At 69.2% G+C, this 23,100-nt stretch carries 20 protein-coding genes and 1 pseudogene; 13 read left to right on the top strand and 8 right to left on the bottom strand.

Annotated elements, in window-relative coordinates; translation table 11 throughout:
• Positions 1-165 precede the first annotated feature (165 nt).
• Positions 166-2,553, top strand: coding sequence for a PAS domain S-box protein (locus PGB34_RS12495; RefSeq protein ID WP_271428427.1), 2,388 nt, complete (start codon positions 166-168; stop codon positions 2,551-2,553).
• A 19-nt stretch (positions 2,554-2,572) separates the two neighbouring features.
• Here the strand turns inward: PGB34_RS12495 and PGB34_RS12490 are convergent, their stop codons facing one another.
• Entirely contained in the window at positions 2,573-3,838 is a 1,266-nt protein-coding gene (locus PGB34_RS12490; RefSeq protein WP_271428426.1) for an SUMF1/EgtB/PvdO family nonheme iron enzyme, read from the bottom strand.
• 229 nt (positions 3,839-4,067) lie between these two features.
• On the opposite strand from PGB34_RS12490, the gene PGB34_RS12485 reads away from it, so the two are divergent.
• The 3 genes from PGB34_RS12485 (at position 4,068) to PGB34_RS12475 (ending at position 8,007) form a co-directional block, all read left to right on the top strand.
• Positions 4,068-4,688, top strand: coding sequence for a TRAP transporter small permease subunit (locus tag PGB34_RS12485; RefSeq protein ID WP_271428425.1), 621 nt, complete (start codon positions 4,068-4,070; stop codon positions 4,686-4,688).
• A gap of 18 nt (positions 4,689-4,706) precedes the next feature.
• The gene (locus PGB34_RS12480) at positions 4,707-6,545 is read left to right on the top strand and encodes a TRAP transporter large permease (RefSeq protein ID WP_271428424.1); all 1,839 of its coding nucleotides are present in this window, start codon (positions 4,707-4,709) and stop codon (positions 6,543-6,545) included.
• Between the two features lie 199 nt (positions 6,546-6,744).
• Positions 6,745-8,007 (top strand): putative Na+/H+ antiporter, encoded by a 1,263-nt coding sequence (locus PGB34_RS12475; RefSeq protein WP_271428423.1) that lies wholly within the window; start codon positions 6,745-6,747, stop codon positions 8,005-8,007.
• Positions 8,008-8,108: 101 nt separating this feature from the next.
• Here PGB34_RS12475 and PGB34_RS12470 read toward each other — a convergent pair whose 3' ends face one another.
• From PGB34_RS12470 to xseB, 4 genes are all read right to left on the bottom strand, one after another.
• Positions 8,109-9,191 (bottom strand): TRAP transporter substrate-binding protein, encoded by a 1,083-nt coding sequence (locus PGB34_RS12470; RefSeq protein WP_271428422.1) that lies wholly within the window; start codon positions 9,189-9,191, stop codon positions 8,109-8,111.
• 141 nt (positions 9,192-9,332) lie between these two features.
• Positions 9,333-11,186 carry a 1-deoxy-D-xylulose-5-phosphate synthase gene (gene dxs / locus PGB34_RS12465; RefSeq protein WP_271428421.1) on the bottom strand — a complete coding sequence of 618 codons (1,854 nt, stop codon included), beginning with the start codon at positions 11,184-11,186 and terminating at the stop codon, positions 9,333-9,335.
• 101 nt (positions 11,187-11,287) lie between these two features.
• The gene (locus PGB34_RS12460; protein WP_271428420.1) at positions 11,288-12,226 is read right to left on the bottom strand and encodes a polyprenyl synthetase family protein; all 939 of its coding nucleotides are present in this window, start codon (positions 12,224-12,226) and stop codon (positions 11,288-11,290) included.
• Positions 12,226-12,480 (bottom strand): exodeoxyribonuclease VII small subunit, encoded by a 255-nt coding sequence (xseB, locus tag PGB34_RS12455; protein WP_271428419.1) that lies wholly within the window; start codon positions 12,478-12,480, stop codon positions 12,226-12,228. Before xseB ends, PGB34_RS12460 begins: the two co-directional genes overlap by 1 nt.
• Positions 12,481-12,765: 285 nt before the next feature.
• On the opposite strand from xseB, the gene PGB34_RS12450 reads away from it, so the two are divergent.
• From PGB34_RS12450 to PGB34_RS12415, 8 genes are all read left to right on the top strand, one after another.
• Positions 12,766-13,923 carry an aromatic ring-hydroxylating oxygenase subunit alpha gene (locus PGB34_RS12450; protein ID WP_271428418.1) on the top strand — a complete coding sequence of 386 codons (1,158 nt, stop codon included), beginning with the start codon at positions 12,766-12,768 and terminating at the stop codon, positions 13,921-13,923.
• Positions 13,924-14,110: 187 nt separating this feature from the next.
• On the top strand, positions 14,111-15,046 hold the full coding sequence (locus PGB34_RS12445; RefSeq protein WP_271428417.1) for a DMT family transporter: 936 nt from the start codon (positions 14,111-14,113) through the stop codon (positions 15,044-15,046).
• A gap of 72 nt (positions 15,047-15,118) precedes the next feature.
• Complete coding sequence (locus PGB34_RS12440) at positions 15,119-16,027, top strand: sulfurtransferase (RefSeq protein ID WP_271428416.1); 909 nt, start codon at positions 15,119-15,121, stop codon at positions 16,025-16,027.
• Positions 16,028-16,082: 55 nt separating this feature from the next.
• Entirely contained in the window at positions 16,083-16,655 is a 573-nt protein-coding gene (locus PGB34_RS12435; RefSeq protein ID WP_271428415.1) for a DUF2796 domain-containing protein, read from the top strand.
• Positions 16,652-17,362 (top strand): ABC transporter ATP-binding protein, encoded by a 711-nt coding sequence (locus tag PGB34_RS12430; protein ID WP_271428414.1) that lies wholly within the window; start codon positions 16,652-16,654, stop codon positions 17,360-17,362. Before PGB34_RS12435 ends, PGB34_RS12430 begins: the two co-directional genes overlap by 4 nt.
• A complete protein-coding gene (locus PGB34_RS12425) occupies positions 17,359-18,630 on the top strand; it encodes an ABC transporter permease (protein ID WP_271428413.1) in 1,272 nt (423 codons plus the stop codon). The genes PGB34_RS12430 and PGB34_RS12425 overlap by 4 nt, the downstream gene beginning before the upstream one ends.
• Before the next feature lie 47 nt (positions 18,631-18,677).
• Positions 18,678-19,280 carry a DUF3299 domain-containing protein gene (locus PGB34_RS12420; protein WP_271428412.1) on the top strand — a complete coding sequence of 201 codons (603 nt, stop codon included), beginning with the start codon at positions 18,678-18,680 and terminating at the stop codon, positions 19,278-19,280.
• Positions 19,277-19,867 (top strand): DNA-3-methyladenine glycosylase I, encoded by a 591-nt coding sequence (locus tag PGB34_RS12415; protein WP_271428411.1) that lies wholly within the window; start codon positions 19,277-19,279, stop codon positions 19,865-19,867. Before PGB34_RS12420 ends, PGB34_RS12415 begins: the two co-directional genes overlap by 4 nt.
• A 12-nt stretch (positions 19,868-19,879) precedes the next feature.
• Here the strand turns inward: PGB34_RS12415 and PGB34_RS12410 are convergent, their stop codons facing one another.
• The 3 genes and pseudogenes from PGB34_RS12410 to PGB34_RS12400 form a co-directional block, all read right to left on the bottom strand.
• Positions 19,880-20,113 (bottom strand): hypothetical protein, encoded by a 234-nt coding sequence (locus PGB34_RS12410; RefSeq protein WP_271428410.1) that lies wholly within the window; start codon positions 20,111-20,113, stop codon positions 19,880-19,882.
• A gap of 376 nt (positions 20,114-20,489) precedes the next feature.
• A pseudogene (locus PGB34_RS12405) lies at positions 20,490-21,353 on the bottom strand (ZIP family metal transporter); the annotation flags it as partial.
• Positions 21,354-21,460: 107 nt separating this feature from the next.
• Positions 21,461-22,357: a dienelactone hydrolase family protein gene (locus tag PGB34_RS12400; protein ID WP_271428409.1), complete on the bottom strand. Its 897-nt coding sequence runs from the start codon at positions 22,355-22,357 to the stop codon at positions 21,461-21,463.
• A gap of 98 nt (positions 22,358-22,455) precedes the next feature.
• Here PGB34_RS12400 and PGB34_RS12395 point away from each other — a divergent pair, with 98 nt between their 5' ends.
• The gene (locus PGB34_RS12395; protein WP_271428408.1) at positions 22,456-23,013 is read left to right on the top strand and encodes a GAF domain-containing protein; all 558 of its coding nucleotides are present in this window, start codon (positions 22,456-22,458) and stop codon (positions 23,011-23,013) included.
• The last annotated feature ends 87 nt before the right edge of the window (positions 23,014-23,100 follow it).

The raw sequence follows: 23,100 nt of genomic DNA, 5'->3' as shown, positions 1-23,100 counted from the left end.
GGCCAGTCGCGCTTCCGGCTGACAAGGAGGTGCCCGGGGGCTTCTCATAATCGCGCCCAAAACGCCCCGCCATCCATGTCCCTTGCGTCGTCTTTTCAAGCCTGGCCCTTTGTTGCAGGAGACGCCGCTGCCCGCATCCGGGCCCTGGGCGCCGGGGACACGCCTTTGGGCCCGCAGGCCGACTGGCCGGCCGCGCTGCGCGGCGCCATCGACCTGATCCTGCCCTCGCAGGCCCAGATCGTGCTGTTCTGGGGGCCGCAGTTCGTGGCCTTCTACAACGATGCCTACGCCCCCACCATCGGCGCCAAGCATCCGGCGGCCATGGGCCGCCCCGCCGTGGAGCACTGGGGCGAGCTGTGGGACGACCTTCATTCGCTGCTGCACCGCGTGCTGGCCCGGGGAGAAACCGTGGCCGCGCGCGACCGGCCCTTCCAGATCAACCGCCACGGCCATCTGGAGCAGGTCTTCTTCGACATTTCCTACTCGCCCATCCGCGAAGCGGACGCCCGCGTGGCGGGCGTGCTGTGCGTGGTCAGCGAGACCACCGACCGCGTGCGCGCGGCGCAGGCACTGGCGGCCAGCGAAGTGCACCTGCGCGAGCTGCACGAGCAGGGCCGCATGGCCCAGGAAGCCGGCGGCGTGAACGTCTTCCAGCTCGACATCCAGCGCGACTGCGTCTATGCCTCCCCGGGCTTTTGCCGCCTGTTCGGGCTGCCGGAGCAGGCCGTCATCCCCTCCTCGCAGATCGAGGCGCTGCGCGCGCCGCACGACCCGCTGGACCCGGGCGACGAGATGTCCACCCACGTGGAGCGCCTGAGCGGCGACGCGCCACTGGTGGTGGAGTTCCCCATCCTGCGCGCCAATGACGGCGCCCGGCGCTGGGTGGCGCGCCGGGCCGAGATCGTGCGCGACGAACAGGGCCGCCCGGTGCTGATGCGCGGCGTGGTGCAGGACGTGACCGAGCGCCACGCGTCGCGCCGCGCCCTCGAAGCGCTCAACGCCACGCTGGAGCAGCGTGTGGAGCAGCGCACGCGCGAACGCGACCGGCTCTGGCGCCTGGCCACCGACGTCATGGTGATCACGCGCCTGGACGGCCGCGTGGAGGCCGTCAACCCCGCATGGCATGCGCTGCTGGGCTGGAGCGAGGACGAGATGGTGGGCCGGCCGATCCTGGAGCTGGTGGCACCGGAAGACCGCCAGTTCTCGGCCGTGCAGCTGGACCGCATGGCCGAAGGCCAGGTGCTTACGCGCTTCGAGAACCGCTGGCTGCACAAGGACGGCAGCCAGCGTACCCTTTCCTGGTCGGCCGTGCCGCATGAAGGCTTCATCCACGCCGTAGGGCGTGACGTGACGGCGGCGCGCGAGTCCGAGCAGCGGCTGCGCCACAGCCAGAAGATGGAGGCCATCGGCCAGCTCACCGGTGGCATCGCGCATGACTTCAACAACATGCTGCAGGGCATCACCGGTGCGCTGGAAGTGATGCGCCGCCGCGTGGCCAAGGGCCAGGTCGACGACCTGCAGCGCTTCATGGACAGCGCCACCCAGTCGGCCTCGCGCGCAGCCTCGCTGGTGCAGCGGCTGCTGGCCTTCTCGCGCCGCCAGTCGCTGGATCTGCGGGCCGTGGACGTCAATGCCCTGATCGGCTCGATGGAGGAGCTGATGACGCGCACGCTCGGCGAGCAGATCCGGCTGCAGCTGCATCTGGCCGAGGATGCGCGCGCCGCCTTCGGCGACGAGAGCCAGCTCGAAAGCGCGATCCTGAACCTGGCCATCAACGCCCGCGACGCCATGCCCCATGGCGGCGAGCTGCACCTGTCCACCAGCAACGTCCAGTTGGGCGAGGCCGAGGTCCGCCACATCGACGGGCTGCGGCCCGGCCCCTACCTGGCCATCGCCGTGCGCGACACCGGCACCGGCATGCCGGCCGACGTGCTGGCCCAGGCCTTCGACCCCTTCTTCACCACCAAGCCGCTGGGCCAGGGCACGGGGCTGGGCCTGTCGATGATCTACGGCTTTGCGCAGCAGGCCGGCGGCCATGCGCGCATCGACAGCGCGCCGGGCCAGGGCACCACCGTCACGCTGCTGCTGCCGCACGCCCCCGAGGCCGATGCCCTGCCCGTCGCGCCGGCCACGCCGGCCCAGCCCAGCGCCCTGCCGCAGGGCCAGGGCGAGGTGGTGCTGGTGGTGGAAGACGACCCCGGCGTGCGGCTGCTGGTGCTGGAGCTGCTGCACGAGATGGGCTATGCCACGCTGCAGGCCGCCGACGGCCGGGCGGCGCTGCCCATCCTGCGCTCGGACACCCGCATCGACCTGCTGGTCAGCGACGTGGGCCTGCCCGGCGTGAACGGGCGCCAGCTGGCCGAGATCGCGCGGCTGCACCGGCCCGAGCTGCGCGTGCTGTTCATGACCGGCTATTCCGAATACGCCACCCACCGTGCGCAGTTCCTGGGCCCCGGCATGGAGATGATCAGCAAGCCTTTCCGCGTCGACGAGATCGCGCATCGCATCCGCGACATGCTCAGTCCGGCGCGGGCGATTTCGGCGACGCGCTGAAGGCCGCGCGCATCAGGCCCTAGATGGCGCAGGTGCGAAAGCCCGTGAAGCCGGTGTCGGTGCCAGGGTCGGCAAACAGGCGCGCCCGCACGCTGCGCGCGCGGGCGTGGGTGGCGCTGCTGGCACCGCGCAGCACGCGCGCGCGGCCCCAGGCCGGCTGCGGGTCCAGGGCCGTGCCGGCGCTCCACGGATCGGGCGCGAAGCCGGGCCAGGGCTGCAGGCGGTTCGCCACCCATTCCTGCACCTCGCCCCAGATGAAGCCGCGCCGCGCAGCGGTGCTCGCAGCCACCTCCCATTCGGCCTCGGTGGGCAGGCGCCGGCCTGCCCAGCGGGCCCAGGCATCGGCCTCCCACCAGCTCAGGTGCTGTGCCGGCTGGCCGCCCGGCAGGCGCACCAGCCGCCCGCCGCGCTGCGCCAGCACGGTGGCGTCGGCGCCCGCATGGGCGCCGATCTGCGCCACATGGCGCGGCGCGCGGCGGTCCTGCGCCTGCACCCAGGCCCAGCCTTCGGGGTGCCAGAGCGAGGCCTGGTCATAGCCGCCATCGGCCACGAATTCCGCGTACTGCTGCCAGCTGACGGCCTGCGCGTCGATCTCGAATTCGGGCACCGCCAACTCGAGCGCGCCGCCTTCCTGCGCCCAGTGAAAGCCCGCGCGGGCGCCCCAGCCCACGGTCCACGTCGTGGCCGGCAGCCACAGCGGCTCGCGCGCCACGCGCGCCGTCGGCTCGGGAAGGTCGGGGGCCAATCCCAGCGTCTGGCCGATCACCTGCAGTTGCTCGCCGCACCAGTCCTCGTAGAACAGCGCCATGCGGTAGAAGTACAGGCCGGCGTCGTCGGGCTCGGCACGTTCGAGCAGCTCCAGCGTGCCTTCCAGCGTGTCGAGCAGGTAGGCGCGCGCCTGCTCCAGCGCGGGCACATCGGCGCCGGCACGCTGCGCGCTCGGACAGCATTGCGGGTCCCAGGCCGCATCGGCGCCCGCGTCCAGCGAAGCCAGGCGCGTGGGCCGCGCCGGGCAGGCCGCGCCCAGCGCACGCTGCGTGTTGCGGGCGATCCAGGCCTCGGCCAGCCAGCCGATGTGGCCCGCAAGCCAATGCGGGGGCGGCAATTCGGGGGGCAGCTCGGCCATGCGCCGCGGGCCATCGGCCGCCAACGCGTGGTCCAGCCAGGACAGAAGGCGCAGCGTGTGGTTGCGCGCGTCCATCAGCGCCAGCGAAAGAAGCGGCGCGCCGGCTTCGCGCATGGCCGGTGAATCGATGCGGGTGGCCATCGGCTCGAACAGGGGCATGGGCCATTATTGACCCCTTGCCGGGGTGCACGGCCCGCCGCGGCACACCACCCGGGATGCCCCCATGGAGCGTCCGCAACCACTGCTTACAATGCGCCGCTTCTTGCACCCGACCCGTCGACTCACAAAGCCGGCGCGCCGGGTGCAGTCGTATCTGGCTCATGTGTCGCGCATTGCCTATCGGCGGCGCCCAGCATGGGATGGCATCCACACCAAAGGAGGAGTAGACATGCAGGGTTTGCTGAAGCTTGCGCGCAGCATCGATTGGTTGAACGTCCAGGTCGGCAAGGTCGTGATCTGGCTGATCATGGCCTCCACGGCCATCAGCGCGCTCAATGCGCTGGTCCGCTACATCTTCAACACCAGCTCCAATGCGTTCCTTGAAGTGCAGTGGTACCTGTTCGCCTGGTCCTTCCTGGTGGCGGCGGGCTTCACGCTGCTCAACCGCGAGCATGTGCGCATCGATGTGATCAACAGCCGCCTGCCCAAGAAGGCGCAGATCTGGATAGACATCGTGGGCTTCGCGCTCTTCCTGACGCCGGTGTGCCTGCTGGTGCTGTACTACTGCGTGCCCATGCTGATGCAGAAGTACGCCTCGGGCGAGATGTCGGGCAACCCCGGCGGCCTGATCCGCTGGCCCGTGTGGCTGGCCTTGCCCATCGGCTTCACGCTGCTGATGCTGCAGGGCTGGTCGGAGCTGATCAAGCGCCTGGCCTTCCTCACGGGCGACGGCCCGGACCCGACGGTCAAGGCCGGCGAGAAGACGGCCGAGGAAGAACTGGCCGAGGTGCTGCGCGAACGCGCCGCTGCCGAAGAACGCGCCGGCGTGAGCCCGGCCCCGCAGCGCTGACGCGAAGGACGCATCGTCATGGAGTTCATTACTGCCAATTTCGCCCCGATCATGTTCGCGGGGCTCATCGTCTTCCTGCTGCTGGGCTTCCCGGTGGCCTTCAGCCTGGGCGCCTGCGGCCTGACCTTCGGCATCATCGGCATCGAGCTGGGCGTGTTCCCCTCCTCGGTGCTGGCCTGGCTGCCGCAGCGCCTGATCGGCATCATGGCCAACGACACGCTGCTGGCCGTGCCCTTCTTCACGCTGATGGGCCTGATCCTGGAGCGCAGCGGCATGGCCGAGGACCTGCTCGACACCGTGGGCCAGGTCTTCGGCCCCATGCGTGGCGGGCTGGCCCTGGCCGTGGTCTTCGTGGGCGCGCTGCTGGCCGCCACCACGGGCGTGGTGGCCGCCTCGGTGATCTCGATGGGCCTGATCTCGCTGCCCATCATGCTGCGCTACGGCTATGACCGGAAGTTCACCAGCGGCGTGATCGCGGCCTCGGGCACGCTCGCGCAGATCATCCCGCCTTCGCTGGTTCTGATCATCATGGCCGACCAGCTCGGCCGCAGCGTGGGTGACATGTACAAGGGCGCCTTCGTGCCGGCCTTCATGCTGGTGGGCTGCTATGTGGCCTACATCGCGGCACTGGCCATCTTCAAGCCGGCCAGCGTGCCGGCCCTGCCGCCCGAAGCGCGCATCTACCGCGAGCCCAACGGCAGTGGCGGCTACCAGTCGCTGCTGGTGCTGATGGTCATCTCCTTCCTGGTGTCGGTCTTCCTGGCCCGGCACATGCCCGAGGTGCACTCCTGGTGGCTGGGCAAGGAGATCACCTCGGTGGCCACCGACGAGAAGGTCGTGGTCGCCATGTGCGGCGGCACCTTCGTGGCGCTGCTGATCGCGCTGATCAACAAGTACGCCAAGCTGGGCCTGCTCTCTCGCCTGGCCGAGCGCGTGACCTTCGTGCTGATCCCGCCGCTGCTGCTGATCTTCCTGGTGCTGGGCACCATCTTCCTGGGCATCGCAACGCCCACCGAAGGCGGCGCGATGGGCGCCATCGGCGCGCTGGTCATGGCCTGGGCCCGCAAGCGGCTGGACATGAACCTGCTCAAGCAGGCGCTGGCCGCCACCACCAAGCTGGGCAGCTTCGTGATGTTCATCCTGATCGGCGCCACCATCTTCGGCCTGGTGTTCCAGGCCGCCGACGGCCCGATCTGGGTGGAGCACCTGCTGTCCAGCCTGCCGGGCGGCCAGGTCGGCTTCCTGATCGTGGTCAACGTGATGGTCTTCTTCCTGGCCTTCTTCCTGGACTACTTCGAGCTGTCCTTCATCGTGGTGCCGCTGCTGGCGCCGGTGGCCGACAAGCTGGGGATCGACCTGATCTGGTTCGGCGTGCTGCTGGCGATGAACATGCAGACCTCGTTCATGCATCCGCCCTTCGGCTTCGCGCTGTTCTTCCTGCGCTCGGTGGCACCGGACAAGCCCTATGTGGACCGCGTGACCAAGAAGGTGATGGACCCCGTCACCACCATGCAGATCTACAAGGGCGCGATCCCCTTCCTGTTCATCCAGCTCTTCATGGTCGGCATGATGATCGCCTTCCCGAACCTGGTCACGGGCAGCCTGGACAAGGCGCAGACCTACGACCTCAAGGCCGTGGGCGAGCAGATGCTGGAAAGCCTGCAGCCGGGCGAAGGCCAGAGCGGCGGCTACGGCACCGATGGTGGCTATGGCTCCGATGAGCCGCAGGCGCCCGGCGCACCAGCAGCACCCGAGGCCCAGCCGCAGCCGGACAGCGGCGCCGCGGCGCCCGAAGCCACCGCCGACGATCCGCTCAAGGCCTTGCAGGATTCGATGAAGACGGCGCCCAAGAACTGAGGCCTGCCCTGCTTTGCAGGGCTGCGCCCCACTGAAAAGGCCCGTGCTCCGGCACGGGCCTTTTCCTTTTGGCCCCGCGGCGCATGGGCCTGCCAGAGCGCTGCGGCCGGTAAAATCGCCAGCGGGTGTTGTGCCGCCTCGGGCATGGCAGGTACAGCGAATGGTCGGGCCGCCTCGCGGTTTCCCGCTGTCCGCACGAATGAACCCTGACACCCTGCACTGGATCTCCGCCCTCCTTTTCGCCCTCGCCTTGCTGCACACCTTCACGGCCAAGCAGTTCGAGCGCCTCTCCCATCGCTTTCCCCGCCATGCGGGCGTGTTCCACCTGCTCGGTGAAGTCGAGGTCGTCTTCGGCTTCTGGGCCATCGTGCTGGTCGTGGTGATGGCGCTGGTGGCCGGCGGTGGCGAGGCCCTCGCCTATGCCGAATCCCGCAACTACACCGAGCCGCTGTTCGTGGTGGTGGTGATGGTGATGGCCGCCTCGCGGCCGGTGCTGCGCACCGTGATCGCCGCCGTGAACGCCCTGGCGGCGCGGCTGCCGGTGGCCACGCCGCTGGCCACTGCCTGGCTGGGGCTGGCCGCCGTGCCGCTGATGGGCTCGCTGATCACGGAGCCGGCCGCCATGACCATCGCCGCACTGCTGCTGGCGCCGCAGATTTTCCGCAGGAACATCCCCGAGGCGCCCAAGTACCTGGCGCTGGGCGTGCTCTTCGTCAACGTCTCCATCGGCGGCACGCTCACGGCCTATGCCGCGCCGCCGGTGCTGATGGTGGCCGCCACCTGGGGCTGGGACAGCGCCTTCATGCTGTTGAACTTCGGCTGGAAGGCGGCGCTGGCCGTACTGGTCAACGCCACCCTCGCCACCTATGTGCTGCGGCCCCATCTGCGCGCAGCGCCCGTGCCGCGCGATCATGAGCCCGCCGATGCGCGTGTGCCGACGCCGGTGGTGCTCGTGCATGCGCTGCTGCTGGGCGGCGTGGTGCTCTTCGCCCACCATCCCGTGATCTTCCTAGGCCTGTTCCTGATGTTCCTGGGCTTCACCCAGGCCTACGAGCGCCATCAGAGCCCGCTCATCCTCAAGGAGGCGCTGCTCGTGGGCTTCTTCCTGGCCGGCCTGGTGGTGCTGGGCGGCATGCAGCAATGGTGGCTGCAGCCCATCGTCGAAAGCCTGAGCCCGCTGGCGCTGTTCTTCGGCGCCCTGGGGCTGACGGCCATCACCGACAACGCGGCGCTCACCTACCTGGGCTCGCTGATCACGGGCATGAGCGATCAGGCCAAATACATGCTGATGGCCGGCGCAGTGGCCGGCGGCGGCCTCACCGTGATCGCCAACGCGCCCAACCCGGCCGGCGTGGCGCTGCTCAAGCATGGCTTCGCCGACGAGACCGTGAGCGCCCTGGGCCTGCTGGCCGGCGCGCTGCTGCCCACGGCGATGGCCGCGCTGGCCCTGCTGCTGCTCTGAGCCCCCTCAGACGCAAGAAAGCCGCGCACTGCGCGGCTTTCTTGGTGGGGATGCGAGAAGCCTGGCCCCTGCAGTGGCGCAAGGGGCGCGGCCTCAGGCCATCAGAGCTTGACGCCGTTGACGTACTGGTTGTACGGGAACTCCGAGAAGCGATTCCACAGCACCTGGTCGCGCTGGAAGGCGCGCATGCTCTGGTGGATCTTCTTGAAGTCGGCCGACTTGGCCTCGTGCTCGGCGAAGACTTCCATCGAAGCCTTGAAGCCAGCGTCCATGACGGCCTTGGGGAAGGGCTTGAGCTGCGTCTTCTCGGCCACCAGCTTCTTCAGCGCGATCGGGTTGTAGGCGTCGTACTTGGCGGTCATGTCGGTGGCCGCCACGGCCATGGCTGCGTTCAGGATGGCCTTGTTCTCGTCCGACAGCGCGTTGAACTTCTTCACGTTGATGAAGAACTCCAGGTCGGCGCCGCCTTCCCACCAGCCGGGGTAGTAGTAGAAGGGCGCCACCTTGTTGAAGCCCAGCTTGGCATCGTCGTGCGGGCCGACGAATTCGGAAGCGTCCAGCGTGCCCTTTTCCAGCGCCTGGTAGACGTCGCCGGCAGGCATGTTCTGGGGCACCACGCCCAGCTTCTGCATGGCTTCGCCGAACACGCCGCCGCCCATGCGCATCTTCAGGCCCTTGAGGTCGTCAACGGTCTTGATTTCCTTGCGGTACCAGCCGCCCATCTGCGTGCCGGTGTTGCCGGCGCTGGCGGTGCGGAAGTTGTACTTGGCGAAGAAATCGTCCAGCAGCTTGCGGCCGCCGCCGTATTCCTTCCAGGAGGTGTTCTGGCGCGCGGTCAGGCCGAAGGGCACGGCGCAGCTGAAGGCGAAGACAGGGTCCTTGCCGGTGAAGTAGTAGGCGGCCGACTGGGCCATCTCGATGTTGTCGCCCTGCAGCGCATCGACCACGCCAAAGGCGGGCATCAGTTCGCCGGCGGGGTGGACGGAGATTTCGAACTTGCCACCCGACAGCGCCTTGACGGTCTTGGAGAGCACTTCCGCACTGCCGAAGATGGTGTCGAGCGAGCGGGGGAAGCTCGAGGCCAGACGCCAGCGCACGGCCGCTTGGGCATGCACAGCCGGCGCCACACCTGCAGCCAGCACACCAGCCAACCCTGCATTCTTGATGACGGAACGACGATCCATTGAGTGGGACTCCAATTCAAAACAAAAAAAACGCGGCGCCTGGCCGCGTTACCACGCCTCCCTGAAAAGATGGCGCGGTGGCATTGTAAAAACGTGCTTACACGTACTCTTGCGGGTTTACCCTGCGCATCCGGTTTTTGCTCATGCCGCGCCGAAACGCTGCGTGATGGATTGCGCGATGCCCTGTGCATCGAGGCCCGCCGCCGCCAGCAGCTTGGCCGGATCGCCGTGCTCGATGAAGCGGTCGGGCAGACCCAGCTGCAACACCGGTCGCAGCAGCTGGGCCTGCTGCAGGGCCTCGGCCACCGCGCTGCCGGCGCCGCCCATCACGGCGCCCTCTTCCACGGTCACGATGCAGTCATGCGACTGCGCCACCTCCAGCAGCAGCGCCAGATCCAGCGGCTTGGCCCAGCGCATGTTGACCACCGTGGCGTCCAGCCCTTCGGCCGCCTGCAGCGCGGGGTACAGCAGGGTGCCGAAAGCCAGGATCGCGATGCGCCGACCCTGGCGGCGCAGCTCGCCCTTGCCGTAGGGCAGGCCTTGCAGCGTGAGCGCGGGCTCGGTGCCCACGCCCGCGCCGCGCGGGTAGCGCACGGCCACGGGATGGTTCTGCTCGTAGGCCGTGGTCAGCAACTGGCGGCATTCGGCCTCGTCGGCCGGGCAGGCCAGCGCCATGTTGGGAATGCAGCGCAGGTAGGCGATGTCGTAGGCTCCCGCATGCGTGGCGCCGTCGGCACCCACCAGGCCCGCGCGATCGAGCGCGAAGACCACGGGCAGGTTCTGGATCGCCACGTCGTGGATCAGTTGGTCGTAGGCCCGCTGCAGGAAGGTGGAATAGATGGCCACCACGGGCTTGAGGCCCTCGCAGGCCAGGCCGGCCGCGAAAGTCACGGCATGCTGTTCGGCGATGCCCACGTCGTGGTAGCGGTCCGGGAAGCGCTGGTGGAACTCCACCATGCCCGAGCCTTCGCGCATGGCCGGCGTCACGCCCACCAGCCGCCCGTCCTGCGCCGCCATGTCGCACAGCCACTGGCCGAAGACCTGGGTGAAGCTGCGCTTGGGCGCCGTGGCCGGCTTGACCAGCCCCACGCTGGGGTCGAACTTGCCCGGGCCGTGATAGGCCACCGGGTCGGCCTCGGCCAGCTTGTAGCCCTGCCCCTTCTTGGTCACCACGTGCAGGAACTGCGGGCCCTTGAGCTGCTTGATGTTCTCGAGCGTGGGAATGAGCGATTCGAGGTCGTGCCCGTCGATGGGGCCGATGTAGTTGAAGCCGAACTTCTCGAACAGCGTGGCCGGCACCACCATGCCCTTGGCCTGCTGTTCGAAGCGCTTGGCCAGCTCGAACAGCGGCGGCGCGGCCTTGAGCACGCTCTTGCCCACATGCTTGGCCGCGGCATAGAACTGCCCGCTCATGAGCTGCGCCAGGTAGCGGTTGAGCGCACCCACTGGCGGGCTGATCGACATGTCGTTGTCGTTGAGCACGACCAACAGCCGCGCATCGTCGTGCACGCCGGCGTTGTTCAGGGCTTCGAAGGCCATGCCGGCGGTCATCGCGCCGTCGCCGATGACGGCGATGGCATGGCGCTCCTCGCCCTTCTGCTGCGCGGCCAGGGCCATGCCCAGCGCGGCCGAAATGCTGGTGGACGAATGCGCGGTGCCGAAGGTGTCGTAGGCGCTTTCGGTGCGTTGCGGGAAGCCCGAGATGCCCCCGAGCTGGCGCAGCGTGGGCATGCGCTCGCGCCGGCCCGTGAGGATCTTGTGCGGGTAGGTCTGGTGACCCACGTCCCACACGATGCGGTCTTCGGGTGTGTTGAAGACATAGTGCAGGGCCACCGTGAGTTCCACGGTGCCCAGGTTCGAGCTCAGATGGCCGCCCGTGCGGGAGACGTTGTCGAGCACGCAGGCGCGCACCTCGTCTGCCAGTTGCTTGAGCTGCGGGCGGTCCAGCTTGCGCAGGTCCGCCGGGTCGTTGATCGTAGGAAGCAGTGGGACCATGTCAGTGACGCCCGGCCGCCCGAAGGCACTGACGCACCCCCTCGGGGGGCAGCGGACCGCGCGAAGCGGGGAAGCGTGGGGGCTGTTTCATTTCAGCGTTCTTATCTGTCGCGGTCCACGACCATGTGGGCCAGGGCTCGCAATGCGTGGGTGTCGGGCAGTTCGGAGCGCGCCAGCGCCTGCAGCGCCTGGTCGAGCAGCGCGCGGGCCCGGGCCCGCGCGCCGTCCAGCCCCAGCAGCGACACATAGGTGGGCTTGTCGGCCGCGGCGTCCTTGCCCACGGTCTTGCCCAGGGTCTGCGAATCGGCGACCACATCGAGGATGTCGTCCACCACCTGGAAGGCCAGGCCCAAGGCCGCGCCATAGTCGCTCAGCGCCGCCACGGCCGCCTGGGGCAGTTCACCCGCACAGGCCGCGCCCATCTGCACGCTGCCTTGCAGCAGCGCGCCGGTCTTGAGGCGGTGCATCTGCTGCAGTTGCGCCTCGTCCAGTCGCAGGCCCACGCTCTTGAGGTCGATGGCCTGGCCGCCGGCCATGCCCTGGCTGCCCGCGGCCTGTGCCAGCAGGCGCGCCAGACGGGCCTGCACGGCGGCCGGGATGTTGGTCGCATCGGGCACCAGCAGCTCGAAAGCCAGGGCCTGCAGCGCATCGCCGGCCAGCAGTGCCTCGGCCTCGCCGAACTGCACATGGGCCGTGGGCTTGCCCCGCCGCAGCACGTCGTTGTCCATGCAGGGCAGATCGTCGTGCACCAGGGAATAGGCATGGATCAGCTCGACCGCGCAGGCCGCGCGCAGGGCCGCTTCGGTCTGGCCGGCACGCGCACCGGCGTCGGCCAGGGGCTGCACGGCTTCGCTGGCGGCCAGCACCAGCAAAGGCCGCAGCCGCTTGCCGCCATCGAGCACCGAATAGCGCATCGCCTCCCCAAGCCCTGCGGGCGCCTGCACGCCCACCCAGCGCGAGAGCGCCGCTTCGACCTCGGCCAGGCGCGGGTTCGACCAGGCGGCGAGCTCGGCCGCAGACCAGGGCTGCACCGCGGTCATCACGCGCCCTGCCACGGCTTGAGCACGCCGGCGTCCAGCACCTGGATCTGGTCCTCGACGGCCTGCAGGCGTTCACGGCAGAAGGCCAGCAGGGCCGCGCCGCGCTGGTAGCTGACGAGCAACTGGTCCAGCGGCAGCTGTCCGCTTTCCAGGGCCGCCACCAGTTGGTCCAGCTCCTGAACACCTGCCTCGTAGCTGGTCGGCAGGGGCGGGTCGGACATCGCGGGCGCTGGGGAGACGGGAGCCTTGGGCATGCAGGGGAAGGTCAAGGGAAACGTGACATTCTAGGAGCGCCTGCCCAAACCCCCTGCAGCCCCCTGCAGCGCCCTGCAATTCCGCGCCCTCGAAGGGATAAAACCGGGGTACAATCCTGCTTCATCCCCGCGCCGGCCTCCTTCACAGGATCGAGTCGGCGCAACTTTTTCCGCGGAGACGTCGCACCCTGCTCCTCGCAGGCCGGCTCAGTCGCAGGAAAGAGGCGGGGCTCTGGCTCATCTTCCAGTCAATCCCTCCCTGTGGGGAGCTTGGTCAGGTCACCCATGTCTGATTTAAGTCTTCAACTGCAGCAGGCTTCGAGCCAACTTCCGGTTTCAGCCTATTTCGACGAGTCGCTGCACGCGCTCGAAATGCAGGCATTTTTTGCCCAGGGCCCGCGTTACGTGGGCCACCGCCTTGCCGTGCCGGAGGCCGGCAATTACTACGCCTTGCCCCAGGAAAAGGAAGGCCGCGCGCTGGTCCACACGCCGCGCGGCATCGAGCTGGTGTCCAACGTCTGCCGCCATCGGCAGGCCGTGATCCTGCGCGGCCGCGGTGAGCTGGACCGCCAGACCGGCGGCCACATCATCTGCCCGCTGCACCGCTGGACCTACAACGCCGCCGGCCCCTCGCCCACCGGCACGCTGCTGGGCGCGCCCCATTTCGCGCAGGACCCCTGCCTGAACCTGCACACCTGGGGCCTGCGCGAATGGAACGGCCTGCTCTTCGAGGACAACGGCCGCGACATCGAGGCCGACCTGGCCCACATGGGCCCGCGCGCGGCGTTGGATTTCACCGGCTACCAGCTCGACCGCGTGGAGCTGCACGAGTGCAACTACAACTGGAAGACCTTCATCGAGGTCTATCTGGAGGACTACCACGTCGGCCCCTTCCACCCGGGCCTGGGCAACTTCGTGACCTGCGACGACCTGCGCTGGGAGTTCAAGCCCGAATATTCGGTGCAGACGGTGGGCGTGGCCAACCGCCTGGGCCGCGCAGGCAGCCCGGTCTACCAGCGCTGGCACGAGGAGTTGCTCAAGTACCGCGGCGGCCGCCCGCCCGAGTACGGTGCGATCTGGCTGACCTACTACCCGCACATCATGGTGGAGTGGTACCCGCATGTGCTCACCGTCTCCACCCTGCACCCGAAGGGCCCGAACAAGACCTTGAACATGGTCGAGTTCTACTACCCCGAGGAAATCGTGGCCTTCGAGCGCGAGTTCGTCGAAGCCCAGCAGGCGGCCTACATGGAGACCTGCATCGAGGACGACGAGATCGGCGAACGCATGGACGCCGGCCGCCGCGCGCTGTACGAGCGCGGCGACAACGAAGTCGGCCCCTACCAGAGCCCCATGGAAGACGGCATGCAGCACTTCCACGAGTGGTATCGTCGCCGCCTCATGGCGCAGCCCGACGCCCTGGCCAAGCTGGCCCGCCGCTGACACGAGCCAAGCGCTCCAATCCATTCCCCATCAACCCCCCGCTGCGCGCCCACGGCTGCTCCCAGCCGGCAAGCGCAGCGAAGCCCCCAGGGCACCCGAGGAACTGGCTTTGCCAGGCCTCTGGGTGCGCCCCCCTCGCGAAGCAGAGGGGGGAGCCGCGAAGCGGCCTGGGGGGTGAACCCTCGATATGCAAGCCCTCTGGATGGTGGCCTCGGCCTTGTTCTTCAGCCTGATGGGGGTCTGCGTGAAGTTCGCATCGGCGGGCTTCAACAGCTTCGAGCTGGTGTTCTGGCGCGGCGTGATCAGCGTGATCTTCCTGGCGGCCGTGGCGCGCGCCCAGGGCGTGTCGCTGGCCACGCGCTACCCGGGCGCCCATGCCTGGCGCAGCCTGGTGGGCACGGCCTCGCTGGGCGCCTGGTTCTACGCCATCGGCCACATCCCGCTGGCCACGGCCATGACGCTCAACTACATGAGCAGCGTGTGGATCGCCGTCTTCCTCGTGGCCGGCGCGCTGCTGGCCTGGGTGCCGCGCCAGCGCGCGGTGGGCGGGCCGGGCAACGTGTCGCGTCCGCCGCTGCAGGGTGCGCTGGTGTTCACCGTGCTGGTGGCCTTCGGCGGGGTGCTGTTGATGCTGCGCCCTTCCGTGGCGCAGGACCAGGGCTTCGCCAGCGTGATGGGCCTGCTCTCGGGCCTGGTGGCGGCCTTTGCGTACATGCAGGTGGTGGTGCTCTCGCGCCTGGGCGAACCCGAAGCGCGCGTGGTCTTCTACTTTGCGGTAGGTTCCACGGTGTTCGGGCTGGCGGGCATGGGCTTTGCCGGCATCTCGAGCTGGAACTGGACCCACGCCGTGTGGCTGCTGCCCATCGGCGTGCTGGCCTCGCTGGGCCAGCTGGCCATGACGCGCGCCTATGGCAGCGCGCGCACACCCGCGGGCACGCTGCTGGTGGCCAATCTGCACTACAGCGGCATCGTGTTCGCGGCGCTGTTCAGCGTGCTGCTGTTCAATGACCACATCGACAAGCTGGGCTGGATCGGCATGGCGCTGATCGTGGGCAGCGGCATCACGGCCACCATCCTGCGCCAGCGTACCGTGCCCAAGGCCCCGCCGGCCGAAGAGCGCTGAACGGGTGGCGGGCCTTCACGCCCGACGTGCATCCGCGTCAGAATGACCAGTCCTTTCGCATCTGCTTCTGCCATGTACGACACCCTGATCACCACCGCCCAGTTGCAGGCCCTGCTGGACGAGAAGGCGCGGCTGATGGTCTTCGACTGCAGCTTCGATCTGATGAAGCCCGAAGCGGGCCGCGCGGCCTACCTGGAGGCCCACATCCCCGGTGCCGTCTATGCCAGCCTGGACGCCGACCTCAGCGCCAGGCATGGCCGGCCCGGTGGCACGGGCCAGGTGGTGGTCGCGCAGGAAGCGGGCCAGCCGGCCTCGGGCGGGCGTCATCCGCTGCCCAGCCGCGAGAGCTTCGCCACCTGGCTGTCGAGTGTGGGTTTTGCCAACGACATGCAGGCCGTGGTCTACGACCGCAATGGCGCCAATTACTGCGGCCGGCTGTGGTGGATGCTGCAGTGGGCCGGTCATGGCGCGGTGGCCGTGCTCGATGGCGGCCTGCAGGCCTGGCAGGCCGCGGGCCAGCCCGTGGCCCAGGGCGAGGAGCCGGCCCATTTCCAGAGCAACTTCGTGCTCCAGCCGGCGCGCCTGCAGCTGGTGGACACGGCGCGCGTGGCCGCGCGCCTAGACGACCCGGGCCAGACACTGATCGACGCGCGCGCTGCAGCCCGTTACCGTGGCGAGGTGGAACCTCTGGACCCGATCGCAGGTCACATCCCCGGGGCGCTGAACCGCCCCTTCTCCGAGAACCTGGGGCCAGACGGCCGCTTCAAGCCTGCCGCGCAGTTGCGCAGCGAGTTCGAGGCCCTGCTGGGCGGGCGCGATGCAGCCACCGTGGTGCACCAGTGCGGCAGCGGCGTGAGCGCCGTGCCCAACCTGCTGGCCATGCGCATCGCCGGGCTCGGAGACTCGGCGCTCTATGCCGGCAGCTGGAGCGAATGGAGCAACACCGCAGGCCTTCCCGTGCGCACCGGCGCGCAGGCCTGACAACTGCAGTGGACACCAACGGATGAGCAATCAGCAGCAGCAGAAAAAGCAACGCATGCCCCTTTCCTGCCTGCGACTGGGCGTGCTGGCGCTGGCATTGGCCGGTGCCGGTGGCAGCCTGGCGCAGGCGCGCGGCCAGCAGCACGCGCACGTGCATGGCCAGGTGGAGCTGGGCGTGGCCATCGAAGGCCCGGCCATCATCGTGGAGATGCGCACGCCGCTGGACAACCTGGTCGGTTTCGAGCGCGCGCCGCGCAACGACGTGGAGAAGAACACCGTCGACCAGGCGCTGGCGCGCCTGCGCGCAGCCGACCACCTGTTCAAGATCGACCCTGCAGGCAACTGCAAGCTGGGGCCGGTGACCCTCGAATCCCCGGTGCTGGGCCTTGTGCCTGCAGCCGCTGCCAATGCGCCCGCCGCGAAGGACGCCGGCAAGGACGAACACGCCGAGCTGCTGGCCAGCGTCGCCTTCAACTGCACCTCGGCCGATCAGGTCAAGCACATCGACCTCGACCTGTTCCAGGCCTTCACGCGCATGCGCCAGGTCGATGCCGAGATCGTCACCTCCGAGGGCCAGCACAAGCGCAGTCTCAAGCGCCCCGCCAGCCGCCTGAGCTGGCCGCGTTGAACGTGAGCCGCAGCGCCGCCGAACCGCTGCTGGAGGTGCGCGCCCTGCGCTTCGGCTGGCCCGGTGCGCCCACCCCCTGCCTGGACATCGCGCATTTCGCCATCGCGCCGGGCGAGGCCGTGTTCCTGCACGGCCCCAGCGGCAGCGGCAAGAGCACGCTGCTGTCGCTGCTGGCGGGCGTGCTGGTGGCGCCGCAGGGCCAGGTGCGCCTGCGTGGCCAGGACTGGGCCGCCCTGCGCGGCAGCGCGCGCGATGCCTGGCGCGTGGCCCATGTGGGCTACATCTTCCAGCAGTTCAACCTGCTGCCCTATCTGAGCGTGATGGACAACGTGCTGCTGCCGCTGCGCCTTTCCGCCACGCGCCGCGCGCAGGGCTCGCGCGCGCAGGCCGAAGAATTGTTGGGCCGCATGGGCCTGGGCAGCGCGCTGTGGTCGCGCCCGGCGCTGCAGCTGTCGGTGGGGCAGCAGCAGCGCGTGGCCGCAGCCCGCGCCCTGGTGGGCCGGCCCGAACTGGTCATCGCCGACGAGCCCACCTCGGCGCTGGACGAGGAGCACCGCAACGCCTTTCTGGACGTGCTGCTGCAGGCCTGCAGCGCCCATGGCAGCGCGCTGGTCTTCGTCAGTCATGACCGGCGCATCGCCGAACGCTTCGCGCGTCAGGTGAGCCTGCCGGGTATCAACGCGGCAGCGCAGGAAGCGCTGCCATGAGCGCGCTGTGGTCCATCGCCTGGCGCAGCGCCTGGAACCGGCGCTTCACGCTCGCGCTCACCGCCTTTTCAATCGCGCTGGCCACCTTGCTGCTGCTGGGCACGGAGCGCCTGCGCACCGAGTTGCGCGCCAACTTCACGGCCGCGGTCTCGGGCACCGACCTGATCGTGGGGGCGCGCACCGGCAGCACGCAGCTGCTGCTGTATTCGGTGTTCCGCATCGGCAGTGCCACCAACAACATGCGCTGGGAGAGCGTGCAGGCGCTCCAGGCCCAGCCGCGCGTGGCCTGGGTGGTGCCCATTTCGCTGGGCGACTCGCATCGCGGCTTTCCGGTGCTGGCCACCACGACTGACTACTTCACCCACTTCCGCTATGGCGCCAGACAGTCGCTGGCGCTGCAGCAGGGCCGGCCCTTCGAGCAGCTCTTCGATGCCGTGCTCGGTGCCGACGTCGCTCAGCAGCTGGGCTACACGGTCGGCCAGTCCGTCACGCTGGCCCATGGCGCGGGCACGGTCGGCGGCGCCCTGGCCAACGAGCATGCCGACAAGCCCTTCACCGTCGTGGGCATCCTGGCGCGCACGGGCACGCCGGTGGACCGCACGGTCCACATCAGCCTGCAGGCGATGGAAGCCATCCACCTCGACTGGGTGGGCGGCGCGCCGCTGCCGGGGTTCAGGGTCCCGGCCGATCAGGTGCGCAAGTTCGACCTGCAGCCCAAGACGGTGACGGCCGCGCTCGTGGGCCTGCAAAGCCGCGCAGCCGTGTTTTCGGTGCAGCGCTGGATCGCCGGCTATGGCGCGGAGCCGCTGATGGGCATCCTGCCCGGCGTGGCGCTGGACGAGTTGTGGCAGGTGATCGGGGCCGGCGAGAAGGCCCTCCTGGCCATGTCGGCGCTGGTGGGCGTGGTCAGCCTGGCCGGGCTGGTTTCGACCGTGCTGGCGGGCCTGAACGAACGCCGCCGCGAGCTGGCCGTGCTGCGCGCCGTGGGCGCCGGCCCCTGGCATGTGCTGGCGCTGCTGGCGCTGGAAGGCGCGCTGGTCACGGCCCTGGGCGTGCTGCTGGGCGCGGCCCTGGCGGCAGCAGGCATCGCACTGCTGGGCCCCTGGCTGCAGGCCCAGCACGGGCTGACGCTGTCGCTCTCGGCCCCCACCGCGCAGGAATGGACGCTGGCCGGCGCCGTGCTGCTGGCCGGCTGGCTGGCCAGCCTGCTGCCGGGCATCCGGGCCTATCGCCTTTCGCTGGCGGACGGGCTGTCGCCGCGCACTTGAGACGCCCCCAGGACGCCCTGCTCCTTTTGACTTTCCCGAGGTTCCCCATGAACAAGCTCCATCGCCTTGCCACTGCCCTCGCACTGCTCCCCTTTCTGCTGATGGGCCACGCGGCCCAGGCAGCCGGCCCCGCGCCGGCCGACACCACGGCCAGCAACCCGCTGGGCGGCAAGGGCAGCCCGGCGCGGCCGGCCAGTGGCGTGCGGCAGATCACCTGGGAAGAGCTGGTGCCCAAGGACTGGGACCCGATGAAAGACCTCAAGGGCCTGGACCTGGCTTCGCTGGACGATGCCGACCCGCGCGCGGCCGAGCTGCTCATGAAGCTGCAGGAAGCCCTGAACAACGCGCCCACCAACCCCGCGCTCAACGGCCAGGTGGTGCGCCTGCCGGGCTTTGTGGTGCCGCTGGAAGAAGACAAGAACGGCATGACCGAATTCCTGCTGGTGCCCTATTTCGGCGCCTGCATCCACACGCCGCCGCCGCCGGCCAACCAGATCCTGCACGTGAAGCCGCGCACCCCTGCGAAGTTCCGCGCCATGGACACGGTGTGGATCAGCGGCCGATTGCAGACCCAGCGCAATGATTCGATGATGGGCACCAGTGGCTACAGCATGGCTGCCGACAGCGTGACCAAGTACAGCGACAAATGAGCAGCCACCACAGCATCAGCCAGCCGTGCGTGCGCTGCGCCTGGGCTGGCAGCGACGCCCAGATGCAGGCCTACCACGACCAGGAATGGGGTGTGCCGCAGCGCGATGGCCGCATGCTCTGGGAAATGCTGATGCTCGAGAGCTTCCAGGCAGGCCTGGCCTGGATCACGGTGCTCAGGAAGCGCGAGGCGCTGCGCAGCGCCTTTGCGGGCTTCGACCCCGTGCGCGTGGCCGCCTTCGGGCCCGAGGACGTGGCACGGCTGATGGCCGACCCGGGCATCATCCGCGCCCGCGCCAAGATCGAAGCCACCATCGGTGGCGCGCGCATCTACAACGAGATGGGCGCGCGCGGCGAGGACTTTGCCGACTACTGCTGGTCCTTCACCGAAGGCCGCGTGCTGCATGGCGACGGCCTGACGATCGCGGCGTCCACGCCCCTGTCCGAAAAGATTTCGAAGGCGCTCAAGCAGCGCGGCTTCAAGTTCGTCGGCCCCACCATCGTGCATGCGTGGATGCAGGCCACGGGCATGGTGCAGGACCATTCGCTGCAATGCTTCCGGCGCCCGACGCTGGCACCGTCCGGCTGAAGCCGGGCCGCGTCAGTCCGGCGGCTGGATTACGCGTTCGCTTTCCTCATCCTCGCTCAGGTGATCGGTTTCCAGCGGCCGGGCCTCGCTGAGGTCCAGCCCGGTTTCGTCTTCCAGTTGCGCCTCGATGGGAGCATCTGCGGCCTCATCCGGTGCGTCGTCGTCGAGCGACGGCTCGGAGACCGGGTCCGCGACGTCCTCCTGCGGGGTGTCGGCCTTGGGGGAAAGCTGGGCTGTGCGGGCCATGGGATCCGTCCTTCTCATGCCTGAATCGAGGAGGCCCATGCTGGGCGCGGCGCGCCCTAGCCTGTCTCGGTTGCCAGCCGCTGTGGGTGTGGGACAGGGCCGACAAATGCCTCAGAACGAGGCCATGGCCTCATCAATGCCTGTGCGCGCCCTTGCCGCCGTGCTCGTGGCTGTGGCCGGTGTGCGAGTCGGCGGGTACGGGTGCCGGTGCAGGCGCGGCAGTCGCTGGCGCAGCCTCGGTTGCCGCGGGAGCCACGGTCGGCGCGGCCGGCGGGGCTTCTTCATGCGAATGGCCGTGCCCCGCTTCTTCGGGGCCATGCGAGTGCCCGGCTTGCGCCTCTGGATGGCTGTGCGAATGGCCAGGCCCGTGCGGCTCATGCGAATGCCCGGCTGCGCTGTGCGCGAGCCGGCTCACCAGCGTGACCAGCAGGATGCCGGCCACCAGCCAGGCCACCTGCGACACCGTCTGGCGCGCACTGAGGTGGCGCTGCAGCTGCGGGATCAGGTCGGCCAGCGCCACATAGACAAAGCTGCTGCTGGCCAGCACCAGCAGGTAGGGCAGCCACTGGGGCAGTTGATCGACCAGCCACCAGCCCGCCAGGCCGCCCAGCGCCGTCACGGTACCGGCCAGCGACACCTTGAGCAAGGCCGCGCGCGCGTCGGACGAGCTCTGGCGCAGCACCACCAGGTCACCCACGTGGTGCGGCACCTCGTGCGCCAGCACGGCCAGCGCCGACAGCAGGCCCAGCCGCCAGTCGGCCACGAAAGCCGACGCGATCAGCACGCCATCGCCGAAGCAGTGCACGCTGTCGCCGGTCAGCAGGGTCCAGCCGCCGCCGCGCGGCCCATGCGAATGGCCGTGCGCGTGCCGATGCGCATGGGTGTGCGCGTGCGCCTCGTGCGCCTCGTGCGCCTCGTGCGCGTCAGGGGCCGCACCGGCCTCGCCGTGCTCGTGGCCGTGGTGCCACAGCTCGGCCTTGTCGAGCAGGAAGAACAGGACCAGCCCGAACAGCAGCACGCCGAACAGCACGGCCGGCTCCACGGCGCTGTGGAAGGCCTCGGGCAGCAGGTGCATGAAGGCCGTGGCCAGCAGCGCGCCGGCCGCCAGGCTCAGCAGATGCTGGGGCCCATGGTCGTCGCCGGGGCTGCCCCGCACGCCCAGGCGCAGCAGCATGCCCGCCACCCACACACTCCCCACGCCCGCGACCAGCGTCGCGGCCAGAATGACCAACAGATCCATAGTGCCCACCGTGCAGCGTCACGCGCCGTGCCGCCGCCATGCCAACCAAACAATGAAAAAGCCGCCCACGGGGCGGCTCGGCACAGCGGCAGACGGGCTGCGCGCGCTCAGGCCACCCCGTGTTCCTTGAACCAGGCCAGCGCCTGCTGCCAACCGTCGTCCGCCGCCGCCTTCTGGTAGCTGGGCCGGTAGTCCGCATGGAACGCATGGCCCGCCTCTGGGTAGATGACGAACCGGGATGCCTTGGCGGCGGCACTGCCGTTCGCCAAAGATGATTTCATCTTATCAACAGTGTCAAGGGGGATGCCCTGGTCCTTGCCGCCGTACAGGCCCAGCACAGGGGCTTTCAGCTCGGCCGCAACATCGACCGGGTGCCTTGGCGTGAGTTCGCTGGCCTGCCCCACCAGCCGCCCGTACCAGGCCACGCCGGCCTTGACCTTTCCCGTGGCCGCATAGAGCCAGGTGATGCGGCCGCCCCAGCAAAAGCCCGTGATGCCGGCCTTGGCCACGTTGCCACCATTGGCGGCCGCCCAGGCCAGCGCACCGTCCAGATCAGCCAGCACCTGCGCGTCGGGCACCTTGGAAACCAGTTCGGCCTGCAGCTTGGGGATTTCGGTGTAGCCCTTGGGGTCGCCCTGGCGCGCGTAGAGCTCGGGCGCGATGGCCAGGTAGCCGGCCTTGGCGAAGCGGCGGCAGGTGTCCGCGATGTACTCGTGCACGCCGAAGATTTCCTGGATCACCAGCACCACGGGCAGCCCGGTCTTGCCAGCCGGCGCTGCGCGATACGCCGGCACCTGGAAGCCGTTGACGGTGAACTGGATCGGGCCGGCCGTCAGGCCGTCGGCGGGCGTCTGGATCACGTTCTGCGCCATCACGGGCAGGGTGGCTGCGGCGTAGCCCACGCCCAATGTCGCCTTGAGCGCCGTGCGGCGCGACGCGCCGGCTTCAGTGCTGCGGCCCGGCCGCAGGGAGTCGAAATCGCGTTTCAGATCATCATCAAGCATGGCCGGATTTCCTTGGGGCAGTGGAGGTCGGGCCAGTCTATAGCTGCCACAATGCCCCTTCGTGCCATTTGACGATCCCGCGCCCGCGGTCCGAAGCCATGCAACTGTATGACCTGGGCTACACGCCCGACGCCCTGGAGGTTCAGATCACCGAACTGATGGTGGCCACGGCCGATGGCGGGGATGCGCTGGTCGATCGCCATGTCACGGAAGTGCTGCGCCTGCTGCGCCAGCACCTGAAGATGGACGTGATCTTCATCTCCGAATTCGTGGACGGCGAGCGCGTGTTCCGGCGCGTCGAATCGCGCCCCGACAAGCACTACATCGAAGAAGGCCAGGGCGACCCGCTGGAACAGAGTTTCTGCCAGCGCGTGATCGACGGCCGCCTGCCCTCGCTGGTGCACGACGTGCCGGCCCTGCCCGGCTTTGCGGAACTGCCGGCTACGCCCTTTCGTGTGGGCGCGCACCTGAGCACGCCCATCGTCCTGAACGACGGCCGCATCTACGGCACGCTGTGCTGCTTCAGTGAGGCCGGCAACGCCGAGCTCACGCGGCAGGACCTGCGCAAGCTCGAACTCTCGGCACGCCTGACGGCGCAAAAGCTCGACGAGCAGCGCCAGCGCGACAGCGGCGGCGCACCGGGCAGCAAGCACTGAAACCGGGCGCGCGGCTCACGCCCTCGCGCCTCCCAAAACCCAAAAAGGCCCGCCGGGCATCTGCACGGCGGGCCTTTTCTTGTCTGG

It is taken from the genome of Xenophilus arseniciresistens, assembly GCF_028023875.1.
GTDB lineage: Bacteria > Pseudomonadota > Gammaproteobacteria > Burkholderiales > Burkholderiaceae_C > Xenophilus > Xenophilus arseniciresistens.
This window is presented reverse-complemented; position numbering and strand designations above follow the sequence as displayed.

Bases quoted from the DNA above. Each gene is read 5' to 3' on its own strand.
- PGB34_RS12490 (WP_271428426.1), bottom strand. From the start codon at position 3,838: ATGCCCCTGTTCGAGCCGATGGCCACCCGCATCGATTCACCGGCCATG.
- PGB34_RS12485 (WP_271428425.1), top strand. From the start codon at position 4,068: ATGCAGGGTTTGCTGAAGCTTGCGCGCAGCATCGATTGGTTGAACGTC.
- PGB34_RS12480 (WP_271428424.1), top strand. From the start codon at position 4,707: ATGGAGTTCATTACTGCCAATTTCGCCCCGATCATGTTCGCGGGGCTC.
- PGB34_RS12475 (WP_271428423.1), top strand. From the start codon at position 6,745: ATGAACCCTGACACCCTGCACTGGATCTCCGCCCTCCTTTTCGCCCTC.
- PGB34_RS12470 (WP_271428422.1), bottom strand. From the start codon at position 9,191: ATGGATCGTCGTTCCGTCATCAAGAATGCAGGGTTGGCTGGTGTGCTG.
- dxs (WP_271428421.1), bottom strand. From the start codon at position 11,186: ATGGTCCCACTGCTTCCTACGATCAACGACCCGGCGGACCTGCGCAAG.
- PGB34_RS12460 (WP_271428420.1), bottom strand. From the start codon at position 12,226: ATGACCGCGGTGCAGCCCTGGTCTGCGGCCGAGCTCGCCGCCTGGTCG.
- xseB (WP_271428419.1), bottom strand. From the start codon at position 12,480: ATGCCCAAGGCTCCCGTCTCCCCAGCGCCCGCGATGTCCGACCCGCCC.
- PGB34_RS12450 (WP_271428418.1), top strand. From the start codon at position 12,766: ATGTCTGATTTAAGTCTTCAACTGCAGCAGGCTTCGAGCCAACTTCCG.
- PGB34_RS12445 (WP_271428417.1), top strand. From the start codon at position 14,111: ATGCAAGCCCTCTGGATGGTGGCCTCGGCCTTGTTCTTCAGCCTGATG.
- PGB34_RS12440 (WP_271428416.1), top strand. From the start codon at position 15,119: ATGTACGACACCCTGATCACCACCGCCCAGTTGCAGGCCCTGCTGGAC.
- PGB34_RS12435 (WP_271428415.1), top strand. From the start codon at position 16,083: ATGCCCCTTTCCTGCCTGCGACTGGGCGTGCTGGCGCTGGCATTGGCC.
- PGB34_RS12425 (WP_271428413.1), top strand. From the start codon at position 17,359: ATGAGCGCGCTGTGGTCCATCGCCTGGCGCAGCGCCTGGAACCGGCGC.
- PGB34_RS12420 (WP_271428412.1), top strand. From the start codon at position 18,678: ATGAACAAGCTCCATCGCCTTGCCACTGCCCTCGCACTGCTCCCCTTT.
- PGB34_RS12415 (WP_271428411.1), top strand. From the start codon at position 19,277: ATGAGCAGCCACCACAGCATCAGCCAGCCGTGCGTGCGCTGCGCCTGG.
- PGB34_RS12410 (WP_271428410.1), bottom strand. From the start codon at position 20,113: ATGGCCCGCACAGCCCAGCTTTCCCCCAAGGCCGACACCCCGCAGGAG.
- PGB34_RS12400 (WP_271428409.1), bottom strand. From the start codon at position 22,357: ATGCTTGATGATGATCTGAAACGCGATTTCGACTCCCTGCGGCCGGGC.
- PGB34_RS12395 (WP_271428408.1), top strand. From the start codon at position 22,456: ATGCAACTGTATGACCTGGGCTACACGCCCGACGCCCTGGAGGTTCAG.